Annotated in this window: 17 protein-coding genes; 12 read left to right on the forward strand and 5 right to left on the reverse strand. The window is 69.4% G+C overall.

Features of this window, described 5'->3' with window-relative positions:
* Window positions 1–44: 44 nt before the first annotated feature.
* Window positions 45–1043 (forward strand): TIGR00341 family protein, encoded by a 999-nt coding sequence (locus tag ASD56_RS13430; protein WP_055966634.1) that lies wholly within the window; start codon window positions 45–47, stop codon window positions 1041–1043.
* Here ASD56_RS13430 and ASD56_RS13435 read toward each other — a convergent pair.
* The gene (locus ASD56_RS13435; RefSeq protein WP_055966637.1) at window positions 1030–1791 is read right to left on the reverse strand and encodes an alpha/beta fold hydrolase; all 762 of its coding nucleotides are present in this window, start codon (window positions 1789–1791) and stop codon (window positions 1030–1032) included. The genes ASD56_RS13430 and ASD56_RS13435 overlap by 14 nt on opposite strands.
* A 77-nt stretch (window positions 1792–1868) precedes the next feature.
* On the opposite strand from ASD56_RS13435, the gene ASD56_RS13440 reads away from it, so the two are divergent.
* Window positions 1869–2273: a hypothetical protein gene (locus ASD56_RS13440; RefSeq protein ID WP_055966640.1), complete on the forward strand. Its 405-nt coding sequence runs from the start codon at window positions 1869–1871 to the stop codon at window positions 2271–2273.
* On the opposite strand, the gene ASD56_RS13445 is transcribed toward ASD56_RS13440, so the two are convergent.
* Complete coding sequence (locus ASD56_RS13445; RefSeq protein WP_055966643.1) at window positions 2257–3090, reverse strand: intradiol ring-cleavage dioxygenase; 834 nt, start codon at window positions 3088–3090, stop codon at window positions 2257–2259. The two genes, ASD56_RS13440 and ASD56_RS13445, sit on opposite strands and share 17 nt — an antisense overlap.
* Window positions 3091–3161: 71 nt before the next feature.
* Complete coding sequence (locus tag ASD56_RS13450) at window positions 3162–4367, reverse strand: MFS transporter (protein WP_055966646.1); 1206 nt, start codon at window positions 4365–4367, stop codon at window positions 3162–3164.
* 346 nt (window positions 4368–4713) lie between these two features.
* On the opposite strand from ASD56_RS13450, the gene nrdH reads away from it, so the two are divergent.
* From nrdH to ASD56_RS13480, 6 genes are all read left to right on the forward strand, one after another.
* Entirely contained in the window at window positions 4714–4947 is a 234-nt protein-coding gene (gene nrdH / locus ASD56_RS13455; protein WP_055966648.1) for a glutaredoxin-like protein NrdH, read from the forward strand.
* A 4-nt stretch (window positions 4948–4951) separates the two neighbouring features.
* Window positions 4952–5416, forward strand: a complete 465-nt coding sequence (nrdI, locus tag ASD56_RS13460; protein WP_055966651.1) for a class Ib ribonucleoside-diphosphate reductase assembly flavoprotein NrdI — start codon at window positions 4952–4954, stop codon at window positions 5414–5416.
* Entirely contained in the window at window positions 5398–7554 is a 2157-nt protein-coding gene (gene nrdE / locus ASD56_RS13465) for a class 1b ribonucleoside-diphosphate reductase subunit alpha (protein ID WP_055966655.1), read from the forward strand. Before nrdI ends, nrdE begins: the two co-directional genes overlap by 19 nt.
* 27 nt (window positions 7555–7581) lie before the next feature.
* Window positions 7582–8559: a class 1b ribonucleoside-diphosphate reductase subunit beta gene (gene nrdF, locus ASD56_RS13470; protein ID WP_055966658.1), complete on the forward strand. Its 978-nt coding sequence runs from the start codon at window positions 7582–7584 to the stop codon at window positions 8557–8559.
* A 146-nt stretch (window positions 8560–8705) separates the two neighbouring features.
* Entirely contained in the window at window positions 8706–9368 is a 663-nt protein-coding gene (locus tag ASD56_RS16235; protein ID WP_055966663.1) for a hypothetical protein, read from the forward strand.
* A 20-nt stretch (window positions 9369–9388) separates the two neighbouring features.
* Entirely contained in the window at window positions 9389–9766 is a 378-nt protein-coding gene (locus ASD56_RS13480; protein ID WP_055966665.1) for a DoxX family protein, read from the forward strand.
* A 6-nt stretch (window positions 9767–9772) separates the two neighbouring features.
* Here the strand turns inward: ASD56_RS13480 and ASD56_RS13485 are convergent, their stop codons facing one another.
* Together ASD56_RS13485 and ASD56_RS13490 are read right to left on the reverse strand one after the other, a co-directional pair.
* Window positions 9773–10882 (reverse strand): class I SAM-dependent methyltransferase, encoded by a 1110-nt coding sequence (locus ASD56_RS13485; RefSeq protein ID WP_055966667.1) that lies wholly within the window; start codon window positions 10880–10882, stop codon window positions 9773–9775.
* A 26-nt stretch (window positions 10883–10908) separates the two neighbouring features.
* On the reverse strand, window positions 10909–11598 hold the full coding sequence (locus ASD56_RS13490; protein WP_055966671.1) for a TetR/AcrR family transcriptional regulator: 690 nt from the start codon (window positions 11596–11598) through the stop codon (window positions 10909–10911).
* A 108-nt stretch (window positions 11599–11706) separates the two neighbouring features.
* Between ASD56_RS13490 and ASD56_RS13495 the strand changes: the two genes are divergently transcribed.
* The 4 genes from ASD56_RS13495 to ASD56_RS13510 are packed head-to-tail and all read left to right on the forward strand — an operon-like array spanning window position 11707 to window position 14967.
* The gene (locus ASD56_RS13495) at window positions 11707–12729 is read left to right on the forward strand and encodes an NAD(P)-dependent alcohol dehydrogenase (RefSeq protein WP_055966674.1); all 1023 of its coding nucleotides are present in this window, start codon (window positions 11707–11709) and stop codon (window positions 12727–12729) included.
* Between the two features lie 17 nt (window positions 12730–12746).
* Window positions 12747–13625, forward strand: a complete 879-nt coding sequence (locus ASD56_RS13500; protein ID WP_055966679.1) for an LLM class flavin-dependent oxidoreductase — start codon at window positions 12747–12749, stop codon at window positions 13623–13625.
* On the forward strand, window positions 13622–13999 hold the full coding sequence (locus ASD56_RS13505; RefSeq protein ID WP_055966681.1) for a DoxX family protein: 378 nt from the start codon (window positions 13622–13624) through the stop codon (window positions 13997–13999). Before ASD56_RS13500 ends, ASD56_RS13505 begins: the two co-directional genes overlap by 4 nt.
* Complete coding sequence (locus tag ASD56_RS13510) at window positions 13996–14967, forward strand: epimerase (RefSeq protein ID WP_055966683.1); 972 nt, start codon at window positions 13996–13998, stop codon at window positions 14965–14967. Before ASD56_RS13505 ends, ASD56_RS13510 begins: the two co-directional genes overlap by 4 nt.
* Window positions 14968–14971 lie beyond the last annotated feature (4 nt).

Below are 14971 nucleotides of genomic sequence, written 5' to 3' on the forward strand. Positions count from 1 at the left end.
TCTCGGGCTGGGACGATGAGCGCAGCATCGAGCGAGGAGCCGACATGTCGCGTCTGAGCCAGACCCTCATCCCGCAGGTCCAGCGGCAGAGCGTCGAGGAGCTCACCGACGCCCTCGACCTCGGCTACGGCGACAAGGTGAGCAAGCGCACCGGGTTCATGATCATGCTGACCCTCGCCGGCCTGATCGCCATCGCCGGCGTGCTCACCGACTCGACCGCGACGGTGATCGGCGCCATGATCATCGCGCCGCTGGGCACGCCGATCCTGGGCATCGGACTCGGGATCGTCACCGGGCACCTCAGCCTCGTCATCCGGTCGATCCTGTGGGTGGTCATCGGGCTCGCCGTCGTCGTCGCCCTCGGACTGATGTTCTCCGTCTTCGTGGCGACTCCCGAGAGCCTGGCGACGAACTCTCAGGTGACCGGGCGCACCTCGCCCAGCCTCATGGACCTGATCGCCGCGCTCGCGACCGGGTTCGCCGGCGGGTTCGCCATGTGCCGCAAGGACCTCAGCGCAGTCCTCCCCGGCGTGGCGATCTCGATCTCGCTGGTGCCCCCGCTCGGCGTCGTCGGCGTGTGCGCCGGCCAGGGGCTGTGGGCGGACGCCCTCGGAGCGCTCGTGCTCTTCCTGTCGAACGTGCTCGCCCTGGTCATCGCGGGCACCATCGTCTTCACGATGGGCGGCTACGCGCGCGAGCCCGGCTCATCGCGCACGGCCAACCGGCGCCGCGCCTACACCGTGGTCACGGTGCTTGCGGTCGTCGTCGCCCTTCCTCTCGCGGCGAACTCCGTCGCCACCATCGCCCTGGCCCGGTGGTCCGTCGCCATCCAGACCCTGACGACGCAGTGGCTCGACACCGAGGACGGCGCGCGGGTCTACGACGTGACCTGGAGCGGCGCGACGGCGACCGTCGAGGTCACCACCGACGACGGCGAGGTGCCTCCGGTCGCCGACCTCGAGGAGCTGCTGTCGACGGCGATCCCGAGCTGGGTGGGCGTCGTGGTGGACGTGGGTCTGGGCAACGAGATCACCGTGCAGTGAGTGCTTCGAGCAGCTGCTCCACGGTCGCCTCGGGCTTGTCGCGGTGCGGGGAGTGCCCGGCCCCGGCGACGGTCGACATGGTGAAGCGCGGATTCGCGCTGACGACGGCTTCGGCGGGCTTGCCGCGGAAGATGCTGTAGACCTTCGGGTCGGACGCGATCACGTGGGTGGGCACGGCGAGGGCGGTCGCGGCATCCCGGACATCCCACTGCGGGTTCTGCACGCTCGTCTGCCGCACTGCCCACTGGCTCGCCTGCTGCGCCGAGAGCGCCTTCAGCTCGACGTCGTGCTCGTGCCAGAGCGGGTGGGCCGCGCGCACGGCGGCCGGCGTCGGGTCGGCGAAGGACTCCTCCTGGCTCGCGCGGACGATGTCGCGGTCGCGATCGGTCAGTGCGATCGCCGGATCGATGAGCACGAGCCGCCGCGTCCAGGCGGGATCGGATGCTGCGGCCAGCGTCGCCGCGGCTCCGCCCAGGGAGTGGCCGATGACGAGGTCCCACGAGCCGGTGCCGGGCGTGGTCGCGGCCAGGTCCGCGCCGTACGCGGCGAGCGTGTAGTCCAGCGCACGGGGCGCCGTGCCGTGGCCGCGGAGGTCGACGGCATCCGCGTGCCACCCGGCGTCGGCGAGGGCGACGCCGTAGCGCCACATCAGCGGGCCGTTCGAGCCGAGGCCGTGGACCAGGAGCGCTCGCCGCGAGGCGGCGGGATCTCCCCACGAGATGCGGGGGAGGGTGACGGGTGCGGGCATGCTTCCAGCCTAGAAGCGGCGATGCCCGGTTGCCCCGAGCAGCCCAGGGTCCGGACATCCCGCGACATGATGGGGGAATGATCTCGACCGAGCTGGCGGCGGCCCTGCGGGAAGCGGGGCTTGTGTGGCGACCCCGGTCGGGCGACCGGTTCCAGCTCGACGAGCCCGAGTTCGAAGCCGACGTCTTCACGGTGAGCGAGATGACGATCGAGCCGCGCGAGTACCCGACCGGCCGCATCCTCGCTTTCAACGGCACGACCGAGTGGGCGCTGGACTCCGTCGCGCTCGAGGACGCCCTGTGGCTGCCGCACGAGAGCCAGCTGCGCGACATGCTCGGCGGCGCGTTCCGGTCGCTGCGCCGGCTGCCCGACACGTACGAGGTCGAGGTCGTCCTCGCTGGGCAGCGCCGGGTGTTCGAGTTCCCGGAGCCCGCCGACGCGTACGCGCTCGCCCTGCTCGAGGTGCTCAGATCCCTATCGTGAGCGCGGCGGTGTAACCGGCAGCGACTGAGCCGGACATCGTCGCGATCTGGTGGATCCCGCCGTCGTCGCGGAAGACGTTGTCGCTCTGCAGCGACACCTGCGACGCGTTGCGCACCGACTGCTCGTAGCCGGTCGTCGCGTACACCGCGGCATTGGTCTCGTCGGGCAGCGCGATCTGCGACGTCTTGACGATCGGGCCGGAGGCGACGGCGGTCGCGACGTCGTCGTAGACCTCGAAGTGGATGTGCGGCCACCGCCCCGAGTAGCACGCGGGGTAGATCGAGGTGAACCGCACCTTCCCGCTCGCATCGGTCTCCTGCACGCCGCGCAGGTAGTTCTCGCTCTCCACGCCCCGGCTGTACAGCGAATAGGCGCCGTCGCGATCGCAGTGCCAGAGGTACACGCCGCGGCCGGCCAGGGCGGCGCCGGTGGCGACGTCCCGCACCGTCAGCTCGATCGTCAGGGGCACGCCCGGCGCTGTGGTCGTCGACGAGCCGAAGCTCGAGCGGATGTCGCCGCGGACGATCCCGGAATCGTCCAGCACGTTCACGCCGTTCGATCCGTCGGCGGGGTAGGGCCCGCCGGTCTCGTCGGGAACCTCGGTGACGGTTCCGGATGCCGCATCCGCCGTGCTCGCGGCATCCGCTTCGCCCTTCACTCCGCACGCGGTGAGCAGGCTCGTGAGGGCGACTCCGCCGAAGATGCCCAGTGCGCGGCGGCGGTCGATGAGCGTGCGGATGTCGTACACGAGGCCCCGGTGGTCCTCGTCGATGACCTCGCCGTTCGCGTCGGTCCAGGGGTTCGTCTCGTTTCGCATGGAGACCACGACACACCCCGGGGCTATGCGCCCGCTATGGGCGAGCTACGCGACGTCGCAGGGTTCTGTTCTCAGGTGATGGTCTGCACCGGTTCGGTGTCGGGGATGGGGGCGGCGTCGCGGTTGCGCAGGTCGGGGAAGCCCTTCACGAAGACCACGGCGACGATCAGGCCGACCGCCGCGAACGCGGTCGCCGCGATGTAGGCGCCGGTCGGGCCCATGTCGTCGATCAGGAAGCCGGCGATCGCCGAGCCGGCGGCCGCGCCGATGAGCTGCCCGGTGCCGACCCAGCCGAACGCCTCGGCGGTGTCGCTGAACTTGACGCTCGCCGAGGTCATCGCGAACAGCACGGCCAGCGCCGGGGCGATGCCGATGCCGGCGAGCACCAGGGTGCCGCCGAGCCAGAAGACGTTGAGCGACACGATCGTGAGCGCGAGACCGACCGTCACGATCGCCATGCGGCGGGCCATCGCCCAGGGACCCATCGGGAGATGGCCCAGCGAGAGTCCGCCGGCGAGGCTGCCCACCGAGAACAGCGCCAGCACGATGCCGGCCTCCAGTCCGCCGTGGTCGAAGGTCGCGACGACCCCGGCCTCGACGGCGGCGCACGCGCCGATGAGCAGGAAGCCGACGACGGTGGCGAGCAGGACCGGCGCCTTCGTGAGGACCTTGCCGATGCTGCGCCGGCTGCGGGGGATGCGCACCCGTCCGACCTCGGGGGAGAGGATGAACCACGCGCCGCCGCCGATGAGGATCACCACGATCAGCAGCAGTGCGGGAACGGTGCCGACCTGGGTCGCGACCAGGGTGATGACGACCGGCGCGACGATCCAGATGATCTCCTGCAGCGAGGCGTCGAGGGAGAAAAGGGGCGTCAGCTGCTTCGACGTCACGAGCTTGGGGTAGATCGTGCGGGCGGCGGACTGGATGGGCGGCGTCGACAGGCCGGCGACGAAGCCGAGTGCCATGTAGCCCGGCAGCGGGAGCTGGAGCAGCGCGATGGCCGTGATCGACACGGCGCACACCGCGAGCGTGGCCGTGATGACCGGGCGCATGCCCCACCGGCCCATCCAGCGGCTCGTCACCGGCCCGGCGATGGCCTGGCCGATGGAGGCGGCGGCGAGCACGAGCCCGGCGGCGCCGTACGAGCCGGTCACGAACTCGATGTGCAGCAGGATGGCGAGGCTCGTCATCCCGTTGGGGAAGCGGGCCGTCAGCTGGGCCGCGATGATGCGACCGACGCCCGGAGTGCGAAGAAGATCCCGGTAGCCAGCCACCCCCCAACGCTATCGCGGGCGACACGCCGCGACACGCCCAAGAGCGCTCTCCACAGGCGGATCCGATGTCGGAGCCCCCGATCAGGATCAACCTGTGGACAGTCGCCGCGAGGCACTGGGAAACGCGCGTGATTCAGGCCTTTTTCAGGTTCGGAATCAGGGCCCCGCCTGTGGATGAAACGGTGGACAACCTGTGTTGTATCTGGGGAGAGTGGTGGAAAATCACACGGATGTAACTACTAGCCCTTGTGGTGGTATCGAATGTCGGTACCCATATGTAGTATTGGACTCCCGGCGGGGGGCCTGCCCGGGAAACAGCCGAATTGAGGGGAGAGACAGGATCGATATGACGATCACCGTCTACACCAAGCCCGCGTGCGTGCAGTGCACCGCGACCTACCGAGCACTGGACTCGAAGGGCATCGAATACGAGATCCACGACCTTTCCGAGGACCCTTCGGCCCTCGAGCAGGTCAAGGCGCTGGGGTACCTCCAGGCCCCGGTCGTCATCACCGATGAAGACCACTGGTCGGGCTTCCGTCCCGACAAGATCGACGAGCTCGCGTCGCGACTCGCGTAACGCCATGGCAGCCGCGATCGCACAGCGAAACGCGGTTGCCGGGCGGGCGACCGCGACTCCGCTCCTCGTCTACTTCTCGAGCGTCTCGGGCAACACCAAGCGCTTCATCGAGAAGCTGGGCGCCAGGGCGGTTCGGATCCCGTTGCATCAGACGGATCCGGCCCTCGTGGTCGACGAGCCCTTCATCCTCGTCACACCGACCTATGGCGGAGGCCAGGGCCGGGGCGAAGAGAAGGGCGCCGTTCCCCGGCAGGTGATCCGGTTCCTCAACGACGAGCGCAACCGTCGCCTGATCCGCGGAGTCATCTCGGCGGGCAACACCAACTTCGGCGAACACTTCTGTGTCGCCGGCGACATCATCAGCCGCAAGTGCAACGTGCCGCACTTGTACCGGCTAGAGGTATTCGGCACGCCTGAAGACGTGGAACGCGTGAGCGAGGGATTGGAACGATGGCAGAAGCCGCAGTGACCGAGAAGAACTTCAAGACGGAGGCCCGCTTCGAGGGGATGGACTACCACTCCCTCAACGCGATGCTCAACCTGTACGACGCGGACGGGAAGATCCAGTTCGACGCCGACAAGCGCGCGGCGCGGGAGTACTTCCTGCAGCACGTGAACCAGAACACGGTGTTCTTCCACTCGCTCAAGGAGCGCCTGGACTACCTGGTCGAGAAGGAGTACTACGAGCCCGAGGTGCTCGCGAAGTACCCGTTCGAGTTCATCCAGAAGATCAACGACACCGCGTACGACCGCAAGTTCCGGTTCGAGACGTTCCTCGGCGCGTTCAAGTACTACACGAGCTACACGCTCAAGACCTTCGACGGCAAGCGGTACCTCGAGCGCTTCGAGGACCGCGTCGTGATGACCGCCCTCGGCCTCGCCGACGGCGACCAGGACCTCGCCATGGAGCTGATGGAGGAGATCATCTCCGGCCGCTTCCAGCCGGCGACGCCGACCTTCCTCAACACCGGGAAGGCGCAGCGCGGCGAGCTCGTGTCGTGCTTCCTGCTGCGCATCGAAGACAACATGGAGTCGATCGCCCGCGGCATCAACTCCGCGCTGCAGCTGTCCAAGCGCGGCGGCGGCGTGGCTCTCCTGCTGTCGAACATCCGCGAGTCGGGTGCCCCGATCAAGCAGATCGAGAACCAGTCCAGCGGCATCATCCCGGTGATGAAGCTCCTCGAAGACAGCTTCAGCTACGCCAACCAGCTCGGCGCCCGCCAGGGCGCGGGTGCGGTGTACCTCAACGCGCACCACCCCGACATCCTGCGCTTCCTCGACACCAAGCGCGAGAACGCCGACGAGAAGATCCGCATCAAGACCCTCTCGCTCGGCGTCGTCATCCCCGACATCTCGTTCGAGCTCGCCAAGAACGGCGAGGACATGTACCTCTTCTCGCCCTACGACGTCGAGAAGGTCTACGGCGTGCCCTTCGGCGACATCTCGGTCACCGAGAAGTACCGCGAGATGGTCGACGACGCACGCATCAAGAAGACCAAGATCAACGCGCGCGAGTTCTTCCAGACCCTCGCCGAGATCCAGTTCGAGTCGGGCTACCCGTACATCATGTTCGAGGACACGGTGAACAAGGCCAACCCGATCAAGGGCCGGATCAACATGTCCAACCTGTGCTCGGAGATCCTCCAGGTCAACACGCCGACCACGTACAACGAGGACCTCTCGTACGCCGAGATCGGCAAGGACATCTCCTGCAACCTCGGCTCGATGAACATCGCCCTGGCGATGGACGGCGGCAACCTCGGCACGACCGTCGAGACGGCGATCCGGGCGCTCACCGCGGTGAGCGACCAGAGCCACATCCGCTCGGTCCGCTCGATCGAGGACGGCAACGACCGCACGCACGCGATCGGCCTGGGGCAGATGAACCTGCACGGCTACCTCGCCCGCGAGCACGTGCGCTACGGCTCGGAAGAGGGCCTGGACTTCACGAACATCTACTTCTACACGGTGGTCTTCCACGCGCTGCGCGCGTCGAACCTCATCGCGAAGGAGCGCGGTCAGGCGTTCGAAGGGTTCGCGGACTCGACCTACGCCAGCGGCGAGTTCTTCGACAAGTACACCGAGCAGGTGTGGGAGCCGCAGACCGAGAAGGTCAAGGAGCTGTTCGCCGGCATCCCGATCCCCACGCAGGAGGACTGGCGGGCGCTGAAGGCGAGCATCCAGGAGTTCGGCATCTACAACCAGAACCTGCAGGCGGTGCCCCCGACCGGCTCGATCTCGTACATCAACAACTCGACGAGCTCGATCCACCCGATCGCGTCGAAGATCGAGATCCGCAAGGAAGGCAAGCTCGGCCGCGTCTACTACCCGGCGCCGTTCATGTCGAACGAGAACCTCGAGTACTACGAGGACGCGTACGAGATCGGCTACGAGAAGGTCATCGACACGTACGCGGCGGCGACGCAGCACGTGGACCAGGGGCTGTCGCTGACGCTGTTCTTCAAGGACACCGCCACGACGCGCGACATCAACAAGGCTCAGATCTACGCCTGGCGCAAGGGCATCAAGACGATCTACTACATCCGCCTGCGGCAGATGGCCCTCGAGGGCACCGAGCTCGACATGTGCGTCAGCTGCACGCTTTAGTCCTGAACGACCTCTAGGAACGAACCGATGACTCCCGAACCCCTCAAGCTCCTCTCGCACGTCCAGGCGATCAACTGGAACCGCATCGAGGACGACAAGGACCTCGAGGTGTGGAACCGCCTCGTGAACAACTTCTGGCTGCCCGAGAAGGTGCCGCTGTCCAACGACATCCAGTCGTGGAACACGCTGACGCCCGACGAGCAGACGCTCACGATGCGCGTCTTCACCGGCCTGACCCTGCTCGACACCGTGCAGGCGACGGTCGGCGCCGTCTCGCTGATCCCCGACGCGATCACCCCGCACGAGGAGGCCGTCTACACGAACATCGCGTTCATGGAGTCGGTGCACGCCAAGAGCTACTCGTCGATCTTCTCGACGCTGTGCTCGACGAAGGAGATCGACGAGGCCTTCCGCTGGTCCATCGAGAACCCGAACCTTCAGAAGAAGGCGGCGATCGTCATGGAGTACTACCAGGGCGACAGCCCGCTCAAGCGCAAAGTCGCCTCGACCCTGCTCGAGAGCTTCCTGTTCTACTCGGGCTTCTACCTGCCGATGCACTGGTCGAGCCGCGCCAAGCTCACCAACACCGCCGACCTGATCCGCCTCATCATCCGCGACGAGGCCGTGCACGGGTACTACATCGGCTACAAGTTCCAGAAGGGGCTCGAGAAGGTCGATCAGGCCACGCGCGACGAGATCAAGGACTACACGTTCTCGCTGCTGTACGAGCTCTACGACAACGAGATCCAGTACACGCAGGACCTCTACGACGGCGTCGGGCTGACCGAGGACGTCAAGAAATTCCTGCACTACAACGCCAACAAGGCCCTCATGAACCTGGGCTACGAGGCGATGTTCCCGTCCACGGTCACCGACGTGAACCCGGCGATCCTGTCGGCCCTCTCGCCGAACGCCGACGAGAACCACGACTTCTTCTCGGGGTCGGGCTCGTCGTACGTCATCGGCAAGGCCGAGGCCACCGAGGACGAGGACTGGGACTTCTAGTCACCTCTCTTCTCCGCAGAAGCGGGCGCAGGCCGGGATCATCCGAACAGGGTGAGGCCCGGCCTGCGTCGTCCTCCCTAGTGTGAGCGTCACGCCGCCGCGCGCCGCCCCCGTGCGCGCACTCGGAGCGGTCGAAGGGAGACCCCATGTCGGACCCCACCTCGCAGCCGAGCACGCCGCCGATCACCAAGCCCTCGCCGGCCGCGGCCCCGCCGCCGCGTCAGAGCCACGCGGGGCTCATCTGGCTGGGCGTCGCAGTCGTCGTCCTCTCCTTCGTCGCCGCGTTCCTCGGCTCGTGGCTCGCGCGCTCGATGGACACCGCCGAGCCGGTCCCGACGCCGGAGCCTGTTCCCTCCGAGACCGCGTCGATAGAGGACTACGAGGCCGCGCTCGAGGAGATCCTGCCCGCCGGCTCCGCCGTGCGCGCCGGCACCGGTGTGCCCGAGGCCGGCAAGGGCTCGGACGGCGACGTGTACATCGACGTCAAGACGTCGGACGTGTACGTGTTCGAGGACGGCAACTGGACGCTCGCGGGCAACATCCGCGAGTCGGCGGCCGAGAACCTCACCGGTGCCACCGGCGCTGCCGGAGCTGCAGGTGAGACCGGCGCGACGGGTGAGACCGGCGCGACGGGTGCCCCCGGTGAGTCGGGCACGCAGGTCACGCTCGGTGTCGGCGAGCCCGCCGAGGCCGAGTGCGAGGCCGACGACATCTACATCGACACCGCGGCGCCGATGTTCTACCAGTGCTCCGAGGGCGCGTGGGTCTCGTTCGGCCCGCCGACGACCGACGAGGCTCCGGAGGAGTGAGTTCAGCTGTGCAGTCGCCTGTGAAGACCATCGCGCGGTGGGCGCTGGCTGCAGCGATGGTCTTCGCAGGCCTCAGTCATCTGTTCTGGGCGCGCCGCGAGTTCCGGGCGCAGGTTCCGGATGCCGCAGCCACCGTGCTGGGTGAGGACGGGGTGGTCGTGGCCTCGGGCGTCGTCGAGGTCATGCTCGGGGCGTCGCTCGTCGCCCTGCCGAAGTCGCGCGGCACCATCGGCTGGATCCTCGCCGGCTTCTTCGTCGCGGTGTTCCCCGGCAACATCGAGCAGTACGTCAAGAAGCGCGACGGGTTCCGGCTCGACACCGACACCAAGCGCCTCGTGCGACTGTTCTTCCAGCCGGTGCTCGTGGCGTGGGCGGTGTGGTCGACGCGCGAGGGGTGATGCCGGTCAGCGCCTGGTCGACGCCGTGACGGTGAACTTGGTGTTGCGGGCGACCTGGCGCGTGGGTCCCACGAGCCGCTCCATCACCGGTCGGTACAGCAGCGCCGAATTCCAGACGGTCCACAGCTCGCCGCCCGGGCGCAGCACGCGCGCCGCATCCGCGAACATCCGCGGTGCGATGCCGTCGGTCACGGCCCCGCCGACGTGGAACGGCGGGTTCAGCGCGATGAATCCGGCGCTCGAATCCGGCAGTTCACGCAGCAGGTCGCCGCGCACGACATCGACGCGATGCGCGACGCCGTTCGCCGCGGCCGTCGCGCGCGCCGATGCCACCGCGGCCGCGGACTGGTCCGTCGCGTAGACGCGCAGCCCCGGGTTGCGCAGGGCGAGCGTCGTGGCGACCACTCCGGTGCCGCACGCCAGATCGACCACGGTTCCCGTGCCCGATTCGACGGCGGGAAGCTGTTCCAGCAGGAACCGGGTGCCGATGTCGATCGAGGTCCCGGCGAAAGCGCCTCCGAACGCGCAGACCACGAGGCCGTCGTGCTGCTCCTGGCGTGGTGCCGGCACGTGCCCGTCGTGCGGTCCGCTGGCGATGAGGACGCGGGACTTCTGCCGCGCGTGCGACACGTCCACCCGACCGAAGTGCTCCCGCAGCACGTCGTTCATCGTCGGCGTCATGTGCTTGAGCCGCCCGCCCGCGTAGACGACGACGTCGGGGGCTGCGGCCGCGGCGATGAGCCCGGCGATATCGCGGAGCGCGTCGAGCGACCGGGGGAGTCGCAGCAGCACAACGCGTGCGTCCCGCACCAGGTCGGGCTCGAGGGCGTGCACCGTGAAGGCGTCGCCGCCGCCGAGGCGCTCGGCGTTCGCCTCAAGCGCCTGCTCGCCGGTGAGAGCGTCGATGTGGACCCGGATGCCGCGGCCGCCGTCGTGCGCCGAACCCAGGGTGAGCGCACCGTAGCCGTCGCCGATCACGCTGAGCGTGCCGGGCTCGGCAGCGGACCGCGCGAGCGCCGACTCGTCGAGGATCAGCCGGTCCGCGGCATCCGCTGCCGGCAGATCCGGGCCCTCCAGGTCGGGCCATCGGCGCAGCGCCGCGAGGTCGAAGTCCACCGTCCCACGGTAGTGCGTCGGTGGTGTCACTCCGCCGCGTGACGCCGGGCGATGCCGTCGAGCAGGATGTCGAGGCCGAACTCGAACTCCGTCTGATCGTCGCACCATCCCAGGGTCGAGTCGGGGTCGTCGTGCACGACGTCCTGCAGCATCGCCGCGAGGTTCGGGAGCATCTCCGCCATTCGTGCCGCATCGGCGTCGCTCGGACTCGGCGATCCGTTCCCGTCGAGCACGAGTTCCTGACTGAAGCCGAAGAGCCGGCTGCCCAGGGCATGCATCGAGTGGTGGATGAGGTCGTGCGAGAGGCCACCCGCGCGCATCACGCCGACCTGGGCGTCGATGTAGCGGCCCATCGTGGGGACGAGGACCGAGCGCGATTCCATCACCGCGGGCACCCACGGGTGGCGCAGCATCACCCGGCGGGCGGCGAGCACGCGTGCGCGCAGGATCGCCTGCCACGTGCTCGCGTCGGCCACCGCGGTCAGGCCGCCCACCTCGTCCTCGATCTCGGCGAAGGTGCGTTCCACGAGACCGTCGAGGATCGCGTTCTTGTTGGGGAAGTGATGGTAGAGCGACATCGCCTCGACGCCGAGGCGTTCCGCCAGACGGCGCATCGTGAGCAGGTCGATGCCGCCGTCGTCGGCGATCGTCATCGCCGTGGCGATCACCAGGTCGCGCGTGAGCGCCGGGCGCTCGGCGAGGTTGCCGTGCGGCATCCGCTCACCTCCTCCTTCTCACGCTACAAGGTCGGTCGCGGCGGGGAGTGGACGGGCACGGCCACACCTGCTACCTTACGGCGTAAGCATACAACGTAAGGGGAAGCCATGACCGCGACCGAACGCACCGCGACGAAGACAGCCCGAGATGCCGAGACGATGCTCGCGGCGGTCGCCAATCGCTTCGGCGGGCCAGAGGTCGTGCGGGTGCAGGAGCAGACCCGACCGGAGCCCAAGGCCGATGAAGTTCTCGTGCGTGTGCACGCCTCGACCGTGAGCATCGCCGACCACCGGATGCGGGCCGCGGACCTTCCTCGGGGCCTCGGCTTCCTGAAGGTCGTGGCGCTCGGGGCGTTCCGACCGCGCCGGCGCATCCTCGGCATGGAGGCCGCCGGCGAGGTCGTCGAGGTCGGCGCGGACGCGACGGGCTTCGCGGTGGGGGATCGGGTCATGGTGATGCGCGGCGCCCGGATGGGATGTCACGCCCAGTTCGTCACGGCACGCGCGGCCGGAGCGGTCGTGCGGATCCCCGACGAGATGACCTTCGAGGATGCCGCCGCCCTCGTCTTCGGCGGCTACACGGCGATCTCGTTCCTCGACCAGGTCTCGCTCGAGCCGGGCACCAAGGTGCTCGTGAACGGAGCCTCGGGGGCGGTCGGCTCCGCCGCCGTCCAGATCGCGGCGCATGCCGGGGCGCGCGTGACGGCGGTCACCAGTGCACGCAACGCCGACCTCGTCCGTGGGCTCGGCGCGGCGCGGGTCGTCGACTACCAGAGCGAGGACTTCGCCGCGGGGAGTGAGCGGTGGGACGTCATCGTGGAGTGCGTGGGCAATGCGCCCTTCACGCGCGTGGAGCGCGTGCTGGAGCCCGGAGGCGCGCTCCTGCTCGTGATCGCCGACGGTCCGGCCATGCTGCGCGAGCGGTCGCAGTCCCGGCGATCCGGCATGCGGGTGACGCACGAGGGCACGATCATCGGCAAGCCGGTGCTCGAGCGGCTGCTCGCCCTCGCCGCCGAAGGCGCCGTGCGCCCGGTGATCGACCGCACGTTCCCGCTCGACGACATCGTCGCCGCGCATCGGTACGTCGACACCGGGCGCAAGCGCGGGTCCGTCGTCCTGCGCGTGCCCTGACCTGACAGAGTGGGTTCATGGCCCGCATCGGTGCGATCTTCAACCCGTACACCCACTCGCCCGACGAGTTCCTCTCGTCGGTGCGGGCGGCCGAGGCGGGCGGAGTACCCGAGCTGTGGCTGTGGGAGGACTGCTTCCGTCAGTCCGCGTTCGCCGCGGCGGCCGCCGCGCTCGCGCAGACCGAGCGGCTGCGGATCGGCATCGGGATCGCGCCCATGCCGCTGCGCAACGTCGCCGCGACCGCGATGGAGATCGCCACGATCGACCGGCTGTTCCCCGGGCGCCTGCTCCCCGGCGTCGGCCACGGCGTCCTGCCGTGGATGGGCCAGGTCGGCGCCCGCGTCGCGTCGCCGCTGACGCTCATGCGCGAGTACGTCCCCGCGCTGCGAGGGCTGCTCGCCGGCGACGAGCTCGACGTGGAAGGGCGGTACGTCACGCTCCGCGGCGTCCGTCTGGACTACCCGCCGGCAGCCGCGCCGCGCATCTACGCCGCCGCGGAGGGCCCCAGGACGCTGCAGTTCAGCGGCGAGGTCGCCGACGGCACCGTCCTCGACAGCGGCCACACGCCCGAAGAGGTCGCCACCGCAGTCCGCTCGATCCGCGCGGCGCGCGCCGGGGCCGACCGGGACGGCGCCCACGACATCGTCGCCTACGTCATCGCCGCGTTCGGCGCCGGCGCCGAGGAACGCGCGATCACCGACGTCGGCGACAAGGACGAGCCGCACCGCCGCGCCGTGTGGGGCGACGCCGCGCGGGTGGCGGCAGCCACGGGTGCGTTCTTCGACGCCGGAGTCGACGAGGTGATCCTGCTGCCGGCATCCCGTGCCGACCTGCCCGAGTTCTATGCGAGCTCCGGCGAAGCGGCACGGATCGTCGCGGCCGGTTCGGCCCTGTGAAGGCCGTCGCGCGCATCGCCCTGGCGGCGCTGCTGCTGGTGGCCGGCGCATCCCACCTGACATGGGGCCGTCGCGGCTACCGCATCGTGGTCCCGGACTGGGCGACCGAGCTGCTCCGCACCGACAAGGACACCATCGTGGTCGCGTCCGGGGCGGTCGAGCTCATGCTGGGCGGTGCCCTCGTCGCGCTGCCGCGTGACCAGCGCCGGATCGGCGCCTTGGTGGCGGCGTTCTTCGTCGCCGTGCTTCCGGGCAACGTCCACCAGTGGCGCACCGGACGCTCGGCGCCGCTGCTGCGCACCGACCGCGCCCGCTTCGTGCGCCTGTTCCTCCAGCCCGTTCTCATGGCCTGGGCGCTGTGGTGCACGCGATGACGCGGCCGATCGCGGTCATCGCCGGCGCCTCGGGCTTCGTGGGCCGCGCACTGCGCACCGCCCTCGAGGCCGACGGCTACGAGCTGCGCCTCATCGGACGAGACGGCCCCGACGCGCGCTGGTCGGACCAGGCGAGTGTGCGCCGTGCGGTCGACGGCGCGCAGGTGCTCGTCAACCTCGCCGGCAAGTCGGTGAACTGCCGCTACAACGACCGCAACCGCGACGAGATCCTGCGCTCGCGCGTCGAGACGACGCGGCAGCTGCGGGAGGCGGTGACGGATGCCGCGGCCCCGCCGGCCGTCTGGCTCAACGCCAGCACCGCCACGATCTACCGGTACGCGCTGGACCGCCCGCAGACCGAGGCGGACGGCGAGCTCGGCACCGGGTTCTCGGTCGACGTCGCGCGGTCGTGGGAAGAGGAGTTCTTCGCCGGCGACCTGCCCGGCACCCGCCGGGTGGCGCTGCGCATGGCCATCGTGCTGGGCGACGGACCGGCCACGCACACACTCGTGCGCCTGGCGCGGCTCGGGCTCGGCGGTCTGCAGTTCGACGGGTGGTGGTTCCCGCACCGCCGCTACCGGGGAATCGGGGTGCACCCCAGCGGCACCGGGCGAGCGCCCTGGCACCGATCGCACGGACGGCAGCGGTTCAGCTGGATACACATCGACGACGTCGTCGGCGCGGTGCGCCACCTGCGAGACCGGGCGGACCTCGATGGTGTCGTGAACCTCGCGGCTCCCGGAGCGAGCGACAACCGCACGCTGATGTCGACGCTGCGCCGGATCGTCCGGGCGCCGTTCGGCCTGCCGGCCTGGCGATTCATGCTCGAGCCGGCGATGTGGGCGCTGCGCACCGAGCCGGAGCTCGTGCTCAAGAGTCGATGGGCGGCGCCTGCGGTGCTCCTCGACTCGGGTTATCGCTTCGCGCACCCCGAGCTCGAGGAGGCGCTGCGCGACGTGCTCGCCTAGCGCG

The organism is Microbacterium sp. Root166 (assembly GCF_001427145.1).
Lineage (GTDB): Bacteria > Actinomycetota > Actinomycetes > Actinomycetales > Microbacteriaceae > Microbacterium.